The 14785-nt window shown below is 71.8% G+C and carries 11 protein-coding genes; 4 read left to right on the top strand and 7 right to left on the bottom strand.

Annotation, left to right across the window (positions count from 1 at the left end; genetic code table 11):
* Window positions 1-5 precede the first annotated feature (5 nt).
* The 5 genes from ACFQQI_RS15390 to ACFQQI_RS15370 all read right to left on the bottom strand — a co-directional run bounded on the left by ACFQQI_RS15390 (window position 6) and on the right by ACFQQI_RS15370 (window position 5001).
* Window positions 6-1601 (bottom strand): von Willebrand factor type A domain-containing protein, encoded by a 1596-nt coding sequence (locus ACFQQI_RS15390; RefSeq protein ID WP_378565002.1) that lies wholly within the window; start codon window positions 1599-1601, stop codon window positions 6-8.
* Window positions 1602-1646: 45 nt separating this feature from the next.
* Window positions 1647-2408, bottom strand: a complete 762-nt coding sequence (locus ACFQQI_RS15385; protein ID WP_378564999.1) for an ABC transporter permease — start codon at window positions 2406-2408, stop codon at window positions 1647-1649.
* A 67-nt stretch (window positions 2409-2475) separates the two neighbouring features.
* Window positions 2476-3471, bottom strand: coding sequence for an ATP-binding cassette domain-containing protein (locus ACFQQI_RS15380; protein WP_378564996.1), 996 nt, complete (start codon window positions 3469-3471; stop codon window positions 2476-2478).
* 108 nt (window positions 3472-3579) lie between these two features.
* Entirely contained in the window at window positions 3580-4350 is a 771-nt protein-coding gene (locus ACFQQI_RS15375) for a maleylpyruvate isomerase family mycothiol-dependent enzyme (protein ID WP_378564993.1), read from the bottom strand.
* Window positions 4351-4368: 18 nt separating this feature from the next.
* Complete coding sequence (locus tag ACFQQI_RS15370; RefSeq protein WP_378564990.1) at window positions 4369-5001, bottom strand: PadR family transcriptional regulator; 633 nt, start codon at window positions 4999-5001, stop codon at window positions 4369-4371.
* Between the two features lie 32 nt (window positions 5002-5033).
* Between ACFQQI_RS15370 and ppgK the strand changes: the two genes are divergently transcribed.
* Together ppgK and ACFQQI_RS15360 are read left to right on the top strand one after the other, a co-directional pair.
* The gene (gene ppgK / locus ACFQQI_RS15365; protein WP_378564987.1) at window positions 5034-5798 is read left to right on the top strand and encodes a polyphosphate--glucose phosphotransferase; all 765 of its coding nucleotides are present in this window, start codon (window positions 5034-5036) and stop codon (window positions 5796-5798) included.
* Between the two features lie 100 nt (window positions 5799-5898).
* Window positions 5899-9639, top strand: a complete 3741-nt coding sequence (locus tag ACFQQI_RS15360) for a 5'-nucleotidase C-terminal domain-containing protein (RefSeq protein WP_378564984.1) — start codon at window positions 5899-5901, stop codon at window positions 9637-9639.
* A gap of 18 nt (window positions 9640-9657) precedes the next feature.
* Here the strand turns inward: ACFQQI_RS15360 and ACFQQI_RS15355 are convergent, their stop codons facing one another.
* The gene (locus ACFQQI_RS15355; protein WP_378564981.1) at window positions 9658-11034 is read right to left on the bottom strand and encodes an NAD-dependent malic enzyme; all 1377 of its coding nucleotides are present in this window, start codon (window positions 11032-11034) and stop codon (window positions 9658-9660) included.
* 100 nt (window positions 11035-11134) lie between these two features.
* Between ACFQQI_RS15355 and ACFQQI_RS15350 the strand changes: the two genes are divergently transcribed.
* Window positions 11135-11728, top strand: a complete 594-nt coding sequence (locus tag ACFQQI_RS15350) for a TetR/AcrR family transcriptional regulator (RefSeq protein WP_378564978.1) — start codon at window positions 11135-11137, stop codon at window positions 11726-11728.
* Window positions 11729-11760: 32 nt separating this feature from the next.
* Window positions 11761-14088: an MMPL family transporter gene (locus ACFQQI_RS15345; RefSeq protein ID WP_378564975.1), complete on the top strand. Its 2328-nt coding sequence runs from the start codon at window positions 11761-11763 to the stop codon at window positions 14086-14088.
* Window positions 14089-14326: 238 nt separating this feature from the next.
* Here ACFQQI_RS15345 and ACFQQI_RS15340 read toward each other — a convergent pair whose 3' ends face one another.
* Window positions 14327-14755, bottom strand: a complete 429-nt coding sequence (locus ACFQQI_RS15340) for a hypothetical protein (protein ID WP_378564972.1) — start codon at window positions 14753-14755, stop codon at window positions 14327-14329.
* Between the last annotated feature and the right edge of the window lie 30 nt (window positions 14756-14785).

Below are 14785 nucleotides of genomic sequence, written 5' to 3'. Positions count from 1 at the left end.
TTCTGTCAAGCAGCCCGCCGAGCGAGGCGCACCGTCTCCAGCACGGTCGTGGCGCCGGGCACGCCACCCTCCTCGAGCGCGGCCGCCCGCTCCTCGAGGGCCGCCAGCGTGACCCCGCGCTCGGCGTACGGCGCCGCCTGCTTGAGCACGTGCGCGAGGTCGGCGACCACCGACTCGAGAGCCAGGGCGCCCGTCGGCGGGGTGCCGCCGGAGGCGACCAGGCCGACGCTCGCCTCGCGCTGCGGGCCGCCGTCGACCGGCGTCCAGCGCACGGCGGCGGTGCCCAGCGGAGTCCCCGGCGCGACGCCGTCGGCGAGCTGCACCTCGTAGAGGGCCGTCGCGTGGTGGCCGGCTCCCAGCTCGCCGGCGTCGGCCGAGGCGTCGGTGAAGGCGGCGTCCGCGAGGTCGCGGTTGTCGTAGCCGACCAGCCGGTACGACGTGACGACCGCGGGGTCGAACGCGACCTGCACCCGGGCGTCGTCCGCGACCGGGACGAGCGCGGTCGTGAGCTCGTCGCGGAAGAGCCGCTCGGCCTCGTCGAAGTCGTCGACGTACGCGTAGAACCCGTCACCGAGGTCGGCGAGCTGCTCCATGAGGTGGTCGTTGTAGTTGCCCATCCCGTAGCCGACCGTGACCAGGTGGATGCCGTCGGCACCCTCCTCGCGGATCCGGTCGACGATCGAGCCGGGGCCGGTGGCGCCGACGTTGGCGACGCCGTCCGAGGCCAGCACGACGATGTTCGTCGCGTCCTCGCGGAAGGACTCCCGGGCCTGCTCGTAGCCGAGCCGCAGCCCGGCCTCGAGGTTGGTGCTGCCGCCGGGAGTCAGCTCCTCGATCGCGGAGAGGATCGCGTCGGTGTCGCTCACCGGCGTCGGCTCCAGCAGGGGCCGGGCCCGGTCCTCGAACGAGACCACGGACACCGTGTCGTCGTCGCGCAGCCCGTCGGCCAGCAGGGCCAGCGACGACTGCACGAGCCCGAGCCGGTCCCGGATGTCCATGCTCCCCGAGCGGTCGACGACCAGCGTCACACTGACCGGCCGACGGTCGTCCGCCCGCACCGGCCTGGTCGCGACGCCCACCCGGACCAGCTCGGTGCGCTCGGGGAGCCCCGGCGCAGCGGCCGACTCCCCGGTCACGCCGACGGTGTCCTCAGGCCGGGGCAGCGCGGCCGGCAGCGCGTTGACCCACTCCTCGACGCGGATCGACTCCGGTGGCGGTAGCAGCCCGCCGGCGAGCAGGGTCTGCGCGACGTTCCACGACCCGGTGTCTACGTCGAGGGCGAACGTCGACCGCGCATCCACCCCGGTGTCCACGAAGCCGCTGGTGCCGGCGTCGACGAACGTGTCGTCCTCCAGCGGCCCCGGGATCTCCGGCTCGGCGTCCGCCGACCCGTCGGACTGGGCGCCGCCCGTGGCGTACGACCGCGTCGAGCCGTACGCGCGGTCGGCCTCGTCGCTCTCGTAGTCCTCGTAGTACGACGCCGCGTCGATGCCGCGGCCGTCCGGGGGCGTGGGATCGCCCCCGGAGCAGGCCGCGAGCATCGACGCGGTGAGTGATCCGGCCAGTGCGGCAGCGGCGAGGTGACGACGTCGGGCATCCATGCGCCTACGACGGCCGTCACCCGCAGCCGGTTCCGCCCCGGACCGTCAGGCGTTCTCCTTCCGGAACGTCGCGGTGCCCCACCAGGTGCCGAGGGCGGCGAGCGCGACCGCCCACGCGGTGCCCCAGAAGACCGACGAGGTGCCGAACTCGCCAGCGAAGGAGTCGCGGACCGCGTCGACGATGTAGCGGAACGGCATGAAGTCGCTGATGCGCTGCAGCCACTCCGGGCCGATCGTCATCGGCAGCAGGATCCCGCTGAGCAGCAGCACCGGCATCATCACGATGTTGATGACCGGCGCCATCACGTCCTCGCTCTTGGTGGTGAGCGCCAGCGCGTTGGACGCCGCGGCGCACGCACCGCCGACCACGAGGGTGATGAAGATGCCCAGCAGCACGCCGCCGAACGACCCGCGCATGCCCATCAGGTAGCCGAGGGCGACCAGGATCAGCGCCTGCACCAGCAGCTGGACGACGTCGCGCGTCAGCCGGCCGGTCAGCAGCGCGGTCCGGTTGGCCGGGGTGACCCGCTCGGCCTCGATGACGCCCTCGCGCCACTCGCCGATCAGGCCGAAGCCGGCGAAGAACGCCCCGAACATGCCGAGCTGAACGAGCAGGCCCGGCACCAGGAACGTGTAGGCGTTGTCGCTGCTGACTCCGAAGGAGCTGACCAGCGGCTCGAGCAGCGGCCCGAACAGCACCAGGTAGAGAACCGGCTGCATGATCCCGATCAGGACCCAGGCCGGGTTGCGCAGGTTCATCCGGATCTGGCGCCGGAAGACGATGTTGCTCTCGCGGACGAAGCTCATGCGGGGCCCCCGACACGTTGTGCGCGGAGCGAGCGCAGCGAGTGGAGCGTGCAACTTGGTGGGGTGTTCATGCGGGGACCTCTTCCTTGTCCTGGTCGACGCCGGCCTCCGCGTCGCGCAGCGACCGGCCCGTCAGCGTCAGGAACACGTCGTCGAGCGTTGGGCGGTGGACCCCGATCGAGTCGAGGGTGACGCCGGCGACCTCGAGCTCACGCAGCAGCCCGGGTACGGCGCGGCCGGCCCGGCCGACGCGCCCTCGCACGTGGTGGCCGTCCGTCGAGACCTCGTCGGCGATCGCGCCGAGCCGCTCGGCGGCGATGCTCACCTGGGCGTCGGACACGACCTCGAGGTCGACCAGGTCACCCGAGACCTGGGCCTTGAGGTTGTCGGCGGTGTCGCTCGCGACGATCCGGCCCTGGTCGATGATCACGATCCGGTCGGCGAGCGCGTCGGCCTCGTCGAGGTAGTGCGTCGTGAGGAAGACCGTCGCGCCGTGCGCCGCCCGGAGCCCCTGGATGTGCTCCCACAGGTTGGCCCGCGCCTGCGGGTCGAGGCCAGTGGTCGGCTCGTCGAGGAACACCAGCGTCGGGTCGTGGATCAGCCCCATGACCACATCGAGGCGGCGCTTCTGGCCGCCGGACATGTTCTTCGGCATCCGCCGCCACAGGCTGTCGAGCTGGAGCCGCTCGAACAGCTCCTGGCCGCGGCGGACGGCGTCGGCGCGCGACATCCCGTAGAGCATCCCGTGGTCGACGACCTCGTCCCCGGCGTACGCACCGGAGAAGGTGGCACCGACCTGCGAGACGTAGCCGATGCTGCGCCGGACCTGCACCGGCTCCGTCACGACGTCGAAGCCCGCGACGGTGGCGGTGCCGGCGGTCGGCCGCAGCAGCGTCGTCAGCATCCGCAGGGTGGTGGTCTTGCCGGCGCCGTTGGGTCCGAGGAAGCCGACGACCTCGCCCTCCGCGACGTCGAGGTCGACGCCGTCGACCGCGCGGACCTCCTTCGCCGCCTTGCCGCGCCCGGTGTGGAACGTCTGCACGAGCCCCCGTGCAGTGATCATGTCATCTCCTTTGTTCAAACTTGAACACCCAGTGTTCAACATTGAATAGCGGCCCGTCAAGCGGGCACCACGGGACGACCGGCGGGCCGCCCCGGAGTCATCGGTCGCTCAGCTCCAGGTGACGGCCACGCGTTCGCCCCAGGCGTCGCCGAGGTCCGGCCGGACCGAGCGGTTCCACAGCGCGAGGTAGAGCTCGACCGCGGTGCCGGTCAGCTCCCAGTCGGCGTCCGGCACCTCCGGGACCGGGCCGGTGCCGCGCTGGGTCACGGCCGGGCGCGGGCCCAGGCGCAGCAGCCACCACGCCGGCACGTCGTCGGGCGCGACGACCAGCACCGCGTCCTCGTCGCAGCGCAGCCGCGACATCGGCCGGGTCACGAAGCCGCAGAGCAGCTCGTCGATCCCGTCCGCCGCGAGCTCGGCGTCGATCCAGGTCTCGGCCGGGTCGGGGCGTCGGCCGAAGACCGCCGACAGCGCGTCGACCGCGTGGAGGGTCGTCTCGTGGCACTGCCGTCGCGCCCAGAACCGCCGCGGCGCCGGGGCGTCGTTGAGGAAGACCGGCGCACGCACGTCGTCGGGCACCCGGGCGATCGTCTCCACGAGGTCGATCGCGCCGTCGCGTAGCCACTCGAACGGGTCCTCGGCGGCGCGGCCCTCCGCCTCCATCGCACCGCCGTCACGGTCGAGCGGCCAGTCACCGCGCAGCAGACCGGCCGCCCAGCGGTGCACCATGCCCTGGTGGGCGACCAGGTCGCGCACCGTCCACTCGGGGCAGGTCGGCACCGGCGCGGCCAGGCCCGCGCGGTCGGCGTACCGCACGAACGCGACCATCGCGGATCGCAGGCCCTCGAGATGGCGGGCCGGGGGAAGCTGCGTGGGCACTCCCCGAGAGTGGCACGCCTACCGACCCAGAAGCGCGCGATATTTCTCGCGGTCGGCGTTCATCTGCCACCCGGGATCGTCGGCGGGCGGGGCCCACGAGCCGTCGTCGTACGACGCGGAGAGCGTGCCGCTCCTGAGGTCCTCGATCGTCTCGCGCAGCCAGGCCAGCTCGGCGACCGCGAGGTCGAGCCACAGCAGCATCGTGCGCGTGGCGTGCGGCGGGGCGACGCCGGTCTTCGCGTCCGCGAACTCCTTCACCGTCGCCTCGAGCTCGACGCGGCGGCGGGTGAGCGACCGCACGATCGTGGGCTTGTCGAGCAGCGGCAGCATCGAGAACGCGACGTTGAACGCCGTGCGCTCGTAGGGGTTCACGGTCTCCAGGGCCTCGACCATCAGCCGGTCGAGCTCGGCGCGACCCGCGTCGGTGAGCTCGTAGACGGCGACCTCGCGCCCGCCGTCGGTGAGGTCGTGACGGACGAGGTGTCCCTGCCCGGTGAGGGTGGTGAGCCCGTGGTAGATCGAGCCCGGGTTGGTGTGCGCCCAGCGGTCGACCTGCCACGACAGCAGCTCGCGCCGGATCTGGTAGCCGTTGACGGGCTCGAAGAGCGCGACTGCTCCCAGCAGCAGCATGCGGGTCTCCTGGCCGGCCATGGCGTGGATTCTAGAAGTCATAGGGTCGAGGCATGACCACCCCATCGACGACGGAGCAGCCCTTCGGGATCGACTTCGGCGGCACCGGCATCAAGGGTGCGCCGGTCGACCTCGGGACCGGTGAGTTCGCTGCCGAGCGCGAGCGCATCCGGACGCCGGAGAAGTCGACCCCGCAGGCCATCGCGGAGATCTTCGTCGATCTGCTCGAGAAGTTCCCCGCCAGCCGGGGTGCGGTGGGCGTGACCGTGCCGGGCGTCGTGCGCCACGGTGTCGTGCACTCCGCCGCCAACATCGACAAGGCCTGGATCGGCACCGACGCCGACCGGCTCTTCACCGACGCCACCGGCCGCGAGGTCCACGTCGTCAACGACGCGGACGCGGCCGGCCTGGCCGAGGTGCGGTACGGCGCGGCGCAGGGCCGCATGGGCCTGGTGATCGTCACGACCCTCGGCACGGGCATCGGATCGGCGCTCGTGCACGACGGCGTGCTGGTGCCCAACTCCGAGCTCGGCCACCTCGAGATCGACGGCCACGACGCCGAGTCGCGGGCGGCCAACAGCGCCCGCACCCGCGAGGACCTCTCCTGGCAGCACTGGGCCAAGCGGCTCACGAAGTACTACCGGACGCTCGAGCGGCTGTTCTCCCCCGAGCTCTTCGTCGTCGGCGGCGGGGTGTCGAAGGAGTCCGACTCGTTCCTGCCACTGCTCGACATCGACACCGAGATCATCCCTGCCCAGCTGCGCAACAAGGCCGGCGTCGTCGGCGCCGCGCTCTACGCCGCCGAGGGCGGCGGGTAACCCGCCGCAAAGGACGGACGGCGTTCACCCAAACAGGTATTGACGGCCTCCATGCCAAGCGAGAGGTTCGATTCACGCTTTTCGGTCCTGGGAGGATGCCGTGAACCGTTCACACCGCCGATCCGCCGTTCTCGTCGCCGTCGCCGCCCTGGTCGCACCTGCGGCCGTGACGGCCCTCGCCACCGGCCCGACCCAGGCAACGCCGTCCGGGCACGGGCGGGGGCATGACGACGACCGTCATCAGCAGAAGGCGGTCTTCTTCGCCTCCGACGGCCTGCGGCAGGACCTCGTCGAGAAGTACGCCGCGCAGGGCGTGACCCCGACGATGGGGTCGTTCCTGAAGCACGGCGTCAAGGCCCGCGGCAACGGGATGCTCACCCAAGCGCCACCGAACACCGGCGCCGGCTGGTACACCATGGCCACCGGCGCGTGGCCCGGCGTCGCCGGCTCGACCAACAACACCTTCCACAAGAACGGCGAGCCGTTCGCCAACCGCACCGCGGCGTTCGACAGGGGCGTGCTCCAGGCCGAGTCGATCGCGCAGGCGGCCGAGCGCGACGGCCTCAAGGTCGCCCAGGTCGAGTGGGCCGGTGGGCGCAACGCCTCCACCCAGGGCCCGACGATCGACTTCCGGACCTTCCACTCGGGCCGCGGCGTCGCCACCAACTTCATCGGCCAGGCGGGCGAGCCGCTCTTCGACGACGTGCCCTTCATCCAGTCCTTCGGCCTCCAGTTCGACCACCCCGCCGGGTACGCCGGCCAGGCCCCCTTCCCCGGCGCCGCCCCGACGCCCGCCACCGGCTGGACCCAGGTGCCGCAGTCCTTCAGCCCGGCCCGCGAGATGCGGCTGCGGGTGATCGACGCGGGCGTCGACAAGTACGGGCTGAACGCCTACCTCTACGACAGCCGCAACGACGGGCGCACGGCGTACGACCGCGTGCTCTTCTCCCCGACCAAGAGCGGCGCCGACGCGGTCGGCGACCTGCGCGAGGGCGAGTGGGCCGACGTGAAGGTCACTCTCCAGGGTGGCGCGCTCAACGGGAAGACCGCGGGCATGCTCGTGAAGGTCGAGACGCTCTCCCCCGACCTCTCCCGGGTGCGGCTCTTCCACACCTCCGTCTCGCGCGCGATCGCCAGCTGGCCGTCCTGGCCGGGCGACCGCGGCTACACCGAGTTCGACGAGTTCCTCGCCGCCGAGTTCCCGACCTCGACCGCCGCCGACTTCGCGATCCTCGAGGCGGGCATCACCAGCGAGGAGACCTACGTCGAGCAGGGGCTCGCCTGGTCCACGGCGCACTGGCCGATGCTGCGGTACGTCGCGAACACCTACCACCCCGACCTGTTCCTGGTCGGCATGCCCACCACGGACGAGTTCCAGCACCAGTTCCTCGGCCTGGTCAGCCGGCGGCTGCCGAACGGCCAGCCGAACCCGGCGTACGACGACGTCGACCTCAACGGCGAGCCGGACGACCGGGTGCGCGAGCGCTCGGCGTTCATCCGCGAGGCCTACGCGGAGTCCGACCAGACGCTGAAGCTCGCGCGGTCACTCGTCGGCAAGGACCCGACGACGTTCGTCGGCTCCGACCACGGCTTCGCCCCGCAGTTTCTCGCCGTCGACGCGAGCCTGCCGCTCGTCGAGCTGGGCCTGCTCTCCCGGCCGCAGACGTCGAACTGCCGCCCGGCCACCGGCGAGACGATCGGCAAGGCGAAGGCGTGCTGGGCCGGCGGCGCCCTGCAGATCTACCTCAACCTCGCGGGTCGCGACCCTGCGGGGGGCGGGTTCCAGCAGGTCGCGGCGGCCGACGAGGCGGCCACGGTCGCGGCCATCAAGGCGAAGTACCTCGGCCTCACCGACCCCAACGACTGGACCCACGACGGGCAGCCCGAGGGCTGGCAGGTCATCGACCGGGCGTTCACGAAGGCCGAGGCCCGCGCGATCCCGAACGGGCCGGGCAGCACCGCCGACATGGCGCACCCGACCCGCACCGGCGACCTGGTCGTCTTCTCGCTGCCGCCGTACCAGTTCGACGCCGAGACCCCGGGCACGCTCGTGGCGCCGTCGCACTTCTTCGGGCAGCACGGGTACGTCCCCGACCTCCAGGACCTCGACGCCAACGTCAACATGCGGGCGACGTTCCTCGCCGGCGGCGAGGGCATCGGGCGCGGCTCGGTGACAGCGCGGTCGATCGACCTGGCGCCGACGCTGGCGTTCCTGCTCGGCATCCCCGAGCCGCAGCACAGCCAGGGCGAGGTCCTGCTCGACGTCGCGAAGACCGGGCACCAGTACACGCCGGTCTCGATCGTCGGCCTCAACGACTTCCACGGCCAGCTCGACCCGACCACGATGGCCTTCGACGGCATCAACACCCGGGTCGGCGGCGCGGCGTTCCTCGCCACGATGTTCGACGAGGAGCTCGACGCGCTGCCGGGCCAGGGCCTGATCCTCGCCGGAGGTGACAACGTCGGTGCGTCGCCGCCGAACTCGGCGCTGCTCGAGGACATGCCCGCGATCGACGTCGAGAACGCGTGGGGCCTCGACGCGACGTCGTACGGCAACCATGAGTTCGACTACGGCGTGGAGCGGCTGTTGAGGCACCAGGAGCGGGCCGACTTCCCGTTCCTCGCGACCAACATCGTCGACGAGGACACCGGGCGGGCGCCGCCGTGGGTGCGGCCGTCCGTGGTGTTCCGGGTCAACGGCGTCAAGGTCGGCGTGATCGGCGCCGGTCTCGAGGACACGCCGGAGCTGGTGGCCGCCGGGGCCACCGAGGGCCTGGAGTTCCTGCCCGAGGGGCCGCGGATCGCGGCGGAGTCCGAGCGGCTGCGGCGGCAGGGCGTGAAGGTCCAGGTCGTCGTCATCCACGAGGGCACCGCGAGCGGCGCCAACCCGACGGGCACCACGCCGGGCACGCCGTGGGCGGGTCCGATCCTCGACATCGCCGACCAGCTCCAGTCCACGACGGTCGACGCCATGGTCGTCGGGCACACGCACCGGGTCTCCAACCTGATGCGCGGCGACATCCTGATCACCGAAGGCGTCAACGCGGGCGCGACGTACTCCGTGCTCCAGCTGATGGTCAAGGGCGGCGACGTCGCCTGGGCCGGCGGCGCGACCCGGGTCGCGAAGACGCTCGGCGTCACCGGCCGGTCCGACGTGCAGGCGATCATCGACCAGGCGAACGAAGACACCGCGGTTCTCCGCAACCAGGTGGTCGGCACGCAGGTCAACGACATCCTGCGCGACCCGACCCGCCTGCACGAGTCGGAGATGGGCAACATGGTCGCCGACGCGATGCGCCTGAAGTACCCCGGCGTCGACGCGGCGTACACGAACTCCGGCGGCCTCCGCGCCAACCTGGTGTTCGAGCCCCCGAGCGCCGGCGAGGCGCCCGGCGAGATCACCTGGGGCGAGATGTTCGCGGTGCTGCCCTTCGGCAACCGGACGACGATCCTCACCCTCACCGGGGCGCAACTGCGGACCGCCTTCGTGAACGGCTTCTCGCCCGTGTGCGACCCGGCGTTCGCGAGCCTGACCGGCAGGTTCCCCCAGGTCTCCGGCCTCCGGGCGACCTTCCACTGCAACGGCATCACCCCGGTCGTCGACGGCATGTGGAAGACGCCCGACGGCATCGGCGGCACCCAGACGCCCATTGCCGACGGTGACTCGGTGCGGCTCGTCACCAACGACTTCATGTACGGCGGCGGCGACGGCTACACGATCTTCGGCCAGGGCACCGACGTGCTGCAGCCGGGCGACGACCTGATGCAGGTCGCCACCGACTACGTCACCGCCAACTCGCCCGTGAACCCGCTGGTCGAGGGGAGGATCACCCAGAACTGAGCCGCCGGCCGCCCGCCGTCAGCCGTCCCCGCGGATGGCGGCGGCGACCGCCTTGGGGACGTCGGGGTGGAAGACGGTGGGGATGATGAAGTTCGGGTTGAGCTCGTCGTCCTTCACCACCAGCGCGATGGCCTCGGCGGCGCGCAGCAGCATGTCGATGGTGACCTCGGAGGCGCGGGCGTCCAGCAGGCCCCGGAAGACGCCGGGGAAGGCGAGCACGTTGTTGATCTGGTTCGGGTAGTCCGAGCGGCCGCTGGCGACGACCGCGGCGTACCTGTCCGCCTCGGCCGGGTCGACCTCCGGGTCCGGGTTCGCGAGCGCGAAGACGACGGCGTCGGGCGCCATGTCCTGGATCCACTCCGCCTTCAGGACGCCCGGGGCGCTGACGCCGATGAAGACGTCGGCGCCGGCGAGCACGGTGTGCAGGTCGCCGCGCGCCCGCCGCGGGTTGGTCGCCTCGGCGAGCTGCCGGTGCACGGGCGAGAGCGAGTCGTCGTCGGCCGACAGGGCGCCCGCCCGGTCGACCACCACCACGTCGGTCACGCCGGCGGCCAGCAGCAGCGTGACGATCGCCGTGCCGGCGGCGCCGCCGCCCGACACCACGACCCGCACCGACGAGAGCTGCTTGTGGACGACGCGGAGCGCGTTGGTCAGCGCCGCGAGCACCACGATCGCGGTGCCGTGCTGGTCGTCGTGGAAGACGGGGATGTCGAGCCGCTCGCGCAGCCGGCGCTCGATCTCGAAGCAGCGCGGCGCGGCGATGTCCTCGAGGTTGATGCCGCCGAAGCCGGGCGCGATCATCTCGACCGCGCGGACGATCTCGTCGGTGTCCTGCGAGGCCAGGCAGATCGGCCACGCGTCGATCCCGGCGAACCGCTTGAACAACGCGGCCTTGCCCTCCATCACCGGCAGGGCGGCACCGGGTCCGATGTTGCCGAGGCCGAGCACGGCCGAGCCGTCGGTGACGACCGCGACCGAGTTGCCCTTCACGGTCAGCCGCGGGACGTCCTCGGGGTTGTCGGCGAGCGCCTTGCTGACCCGGCCGACGCCGGGGGTGTAGGCCATCGACAGGTCGTCGCGGTTGCGCAGCGGGACCTTCGACGACACCTCGATCTTGCCGCCGATGTGCAGCAGAAACGTCCGGTCGCTGACCTTGTAAACCTCGACGCCGTGGATCTCGTCGACCGCAGCCTCCAGGCGCGAGGCGTGCTCGGCGTCGCTCGCCGAGCAGGTCACGTCGACGACGATCAGCTCGTGGCTCGACTCGGCCACGTCGATCGCGGTGACGATGCCGCCCGCCTGGGCGATGGTGGTCGCCACCGCGCCGACGATCCCGTGGTCGGGAGCCGTGTGCAGGCGCATGGTGATCGAGTACGACGAGGTGGTGGCGGCCATGCCTCGAACCCTCCCCCCGCCCGCCGGTTACCGGCAAGTCGGGTCGGTCGCGACGTCCACGATTGTGCACTTCTTGGATCCGAGTGCAAGAATGCACTCCATGGACGAGAGTGCAATGAGCCTGCGCGAGCAGAAGCGGTGGGGGACCAGTCACCGCATCACGGTCTGCGCCCAGGCGCTCACCGACGCACACGGCCTCGACGGCTTCACCATGGACGAGCTGGCCGAGGCCGCCGACGTCTCGCGACGCACCCTCTTCAACTACTTCCCGAGCAAGACCGACGCGGTCCTCGGGGCGGCGCCGGAGGTCCCCGACGCCGACGTCGACGCCTTCCGGTCCGGCGGGCCGAACGGCAACCTGCTCGACGACCTCGCCCGGCTGGCCCGGGTCGCCCTGGCCGTGAAGTCGCCCGACCGCGCCTCGGTGCAGCGCAGCCGGCGCATCCTCGCCGCCGAGCCGCGGCTGCTCGCCGCGGCGCACGAGCGCTTCGAGTCGATCACACAGGACTTCACCGAGCTCGTGCTCGAGCGTGAGGGTGCGGACTTCGACCCTGCCGGGGCACGGCTGCTGCTGAAGCTGATGCTCTGCCTCTTCGACACCGCACTCGTCGTGCTCGTGGAGGACGAGACCGAGCGCGCCCTCGTCGACATCTTCGACGAGCAGCTCGTCCTCGCCCGAACGCTCTTCGTCTGACCTTCCCCACCACTCACAGGAAGCCCCAACCCATGGCCACCCTGCTCTACCGACTCGGCAAGACCGCCTACCGGCGGTGGCCGGTCTTCATCGCCGCCTGGGTCGTCGCACTCATCGCGGTCGGCGCCGTCGCCGCCGGATTCGCCAAGCCGATGACCGACTCCTTCTCGATCCCGGGCATCCCGTCCGAGAAGGCCGCCGACATGCAGGAGGAGCTCTTCCCGCAGTCGGTCGACGCCTTCGACCAGGCGACGGTCAACGTCGTCGTGGCGGCGCCCGAGGGACACACGCTCCAGGACCCGGCGTACGCCGCGGCCGTCGACTCCCTCGTCTCCGACCTGCGCGGCCTCCCGCAGCTCGCTGCGGACGCACCGATCGCGAACCCGGTCAGCGCCGCCGACTCGCAGCGCCAGCAGATGCTGGAGTCCGCACGGCAGAGCGGCACCCCGCCCAGCCAGGCGAACGCGAACGCCGACGCGCTGAGCCCGCTCTCCGCTGACGGCCGGGTCGGCACCATCACGTTCGACTTCGACGTCGAGGCCCCGGCGGACATCGAGGCCGCCACCCTCGACCAGCTCCACGACGTCATGGCCGACGCGCGCGCCGACGGCCTCACCGTCGAGGCCAACGGCTCCGGCATGAGCGCGATGACGGAGCCGGGCGCCTCCTCGGAGCTCATCGGCATCGCCGTCGCCCTGGTCGTGCTCGTCCTCACCTTCGGCTCGCTGGTCGCCGCCGGGCTGCCGATCCTGATCGCCGTCGTGGGCGTCGCGCTCGGGATGACCGGCATCACCGCGCTGACCGCCGTGATGGACATCGGCTCCACCACGCCGATGCTGGCGACGATGATCGGCCTCGCCGTCGGCATCGACTACACGCTGTTCATCCTCGCCCGCTACCGCACGGAGCTCCACCACACCGAGGACCGGGAGCAGGCCGTCGGCGTCGCCGTGGGCACCGCCGGGTCGGCCGTGGTCTTCGCCGGCCTGACCGTGCTGATCGCACTGAGCGCGCTCGCAGTCGTCCGCATCCCGTTCCTCACGGCGATGGGCCTGGCGGCCGCCGCGACCGTGCTGATCGCCGTCCTCGTCGCGCTGACGCTCCTGCCCGCGGTGCTGGGCATGCTCAAGTCCCGCGCGTTCGGGGGTCGGGTACGCCGCTACGCGCCGCACCGGGAGCCCGACGGCCACGTCCTGAACAACGGCGTCCGCTGGGCACGGCTGGTCGGCAAGCGGCCCATCGCGTTCGCGCTGGCCACGATCATCGCCCTCGGCGCGCTCGCCATCCCGCTCAAGGACCTGCACCTGGCGTTCCCGACCGACAGCACCGCCGCGACCGAGACCACGCAGCGGAAGGCCTCCGACCTGATGGCCGAGGCGTTCGGTCCCGGCCGCGAAGGTCCGCTGATGGTCGTCGTCGACGCCACCGACGTACCCGAGGCCGACCGCTCGGCCGCGATCGGCGAGGTGACCGCCTGGGCCGCCGGGCAGCAGGACGTGGCCAACGCCCAGGTCGTCGCGATGAACGAGGACGGCACCGGCGCGCAGATCATGCTCACGCCGTCCTCGGCTCCCGACGATGTCGCCACCGAGGAGCTGCTCCAGAGCCTCCGCGACGGCCAGGCCGACATCGAGGCCGCGACGGGCACGGACACCGGCGTGACCGGCCTGACCGCGATCACCACCGACGTGTCCGAGCGCCTCTCCGACGCGCTCCCCATCTACCTCGTCGTCGTGATCGGGCTGGCGTTCCTGCTGCTGATGGTCGTGTTCCGATCGATCCTGGTGCCGCTGACGGCGACCCTGGGCTTCCTGCTCTCGGTGCTGGCGACCCTCGGCGCGACCGTCGCCGTCTTCCAGCAGGGCGCGCTGGACCTGATGGAGGGTCAGCCGATCGTCAGCTTCATGCCGATCTTCCTGATCGGCGTGGTCTTCGGGCTGGCGATGGACTACCAGGTCTTCCTGGTCACCCGGATCCGCGAGGCCCACGTCCACGGCTACCCGATGAGGGAGGCGGTCGTCGACGGCTTCCGCAACAGCGCGCGGGTCGTGACCGCCGCGGCCGCGATCATGACCGCCGTGTTCGCGGCGTTCATGCTCCAGGACGAGCCGATCATCAGGTCCATGGGCTTCGCGCTCGCGGCCGCGGTCGTTTTCGACGCGTTCCTCGTGCGGATGGTGCTGATCCCGGCGACGCTCTACCTCCTCGGCGACCGCGCCTGGTGGCTCCCCGCCTGGCTCGACCGGCTGCTCCCGAACGTCGACGTCGAGGGCGAGGGGCTCGACCGGCCCTACCTGCGCGACACGTCGTACGACGACGCGCTGGACGAGCTCGCGGCGGAGTCCGACAGGGTCACGTAGCAGGTCACGTAGCAGAGTCTCGGCATCCGGGCTGTTGTCCAGCGCACGTTTCGCCGCACCGGGCGCTGGACACCGTGACCATGGCTGCTCCAGCGGCCGATGGTCACTCGGGTCCAGGAGGTCGTCGTGTCGGTCGGATCGTTCGTGATGGTCGGCCTGATGGCGTTCGTGCTCCTCGCACCCACGCTCATGGTCGCCGTGCTCGTCTCCGGCCTCTCTCGTCGGGGCGAGCCGATCCTCAGACGAGCCGCGCCCGTACCTGCGCAGCCTGCTGGTGACCGACCGGGTTCCGGTGCCCGGCCAGCATGACGACCACTGACCGGTCGCCGACCTCGATGACGACCCGGTCGTCCGCCACCGCGGCCACCTCGCCGCGGATCAGGTAGGTCTCCTCGTCGAGCCGGTCGAGCGCGGCGCCCGGCGGGCACCGCTCGACGTCGCCGACCGCGACGGCCTGGAGCTGCGGCGGTCGGCGCGCGTCGTACCTCCAGAGCAGCAGCCCCGCCACGACGAGCGCGACGTCCGCGACCAGCGTGACCACCACGAGTGCGGAGAGGTCGGAGCCGGCCGGTCGTTCGTCGGCGACCAGCGTCGCGTGTACCAGTGGCAGGTTGACGAGTGCCGCGCCCAGCAGCAGCACGAGGAGGTGGCGGGCCCGACGCGTCACCGGCTGACTCCCATCGCGCCAGTATCCCGG

Origin of the sequence: Nocardioides sp. GCM10030259 (genome assembly GCF_042666375.1) — a bacterium.
Lineage (GTDB): Bacteria > Actinomycetota > Actinomycetes > Propionibacteriales > Nocardioidaceae > Nocardioides.
The sequence above is the reverse complement of the archived record's forward strand: the minus strand, read 5'-3'. Positions and strand labels throughout refer to the sequence as shown.

Bases quoted from the DNA above. Each gene is read 5' to 3' on its own strand.
- ACFQQI_RS15385 (WP_378564999.1), bottom strand. From the start codon at position 2,408: ATGAGCTTCGTCCGCGAGAGCAACATCGTCTTCCGGCGCCAGATCCGG.
- ACFQQI_RS15355 (WP_378564981.1), bottom strand. From the start codon at position 11,034: ATGGCCGCCACCACCTCGTCGTACTCGATCACCATGCGCCTGCACACG.
- ACFQQI_RS15345 (WP_378564975.1), top strand. From the start codon at position 11,761: ATGGCCACCCTGCTCTACCGACTCGGCAAGACCGCCTACCGGCGGTGG.
- ACFQQI_RS15380 (WP_378564996.1), bottom strand. From the start codon at position 3,471: ATGATCACTGCACGGGGGCTCGTGCAGACGTTCCACACCGGGCGCGGC.
- ppgK (WP_378564987.1), top strand. From the start codon at position 5,034: ATGACCACCCCATCGACGACGGAGCAGCCCTTCGGGATCGACTTCGGC.
- ACFQQI_RS15370 (WP_378564990.1), bottom strand. From the start codon at position 5,001: ATGGCCGGCCAGGAGACCCGCATGCTGCTGCTGGGAGCAGTCGCGCTC.
- ACFQQI_RS15350 (WP_378564978.1), top strand. From the start codon at position 11,135: ATGGACGAGAGTGCAATGAGCCTGCGCGAGCAGAAGCGGTGGGGGACC.
- ACFQQI_RS15390 (WP_378565002.1), bottom strand. From the start codon at position 1,601: ATGGATGCCCGACGTCGTCACCTCGCCGCTGCCGCACTGGCCGGATCA.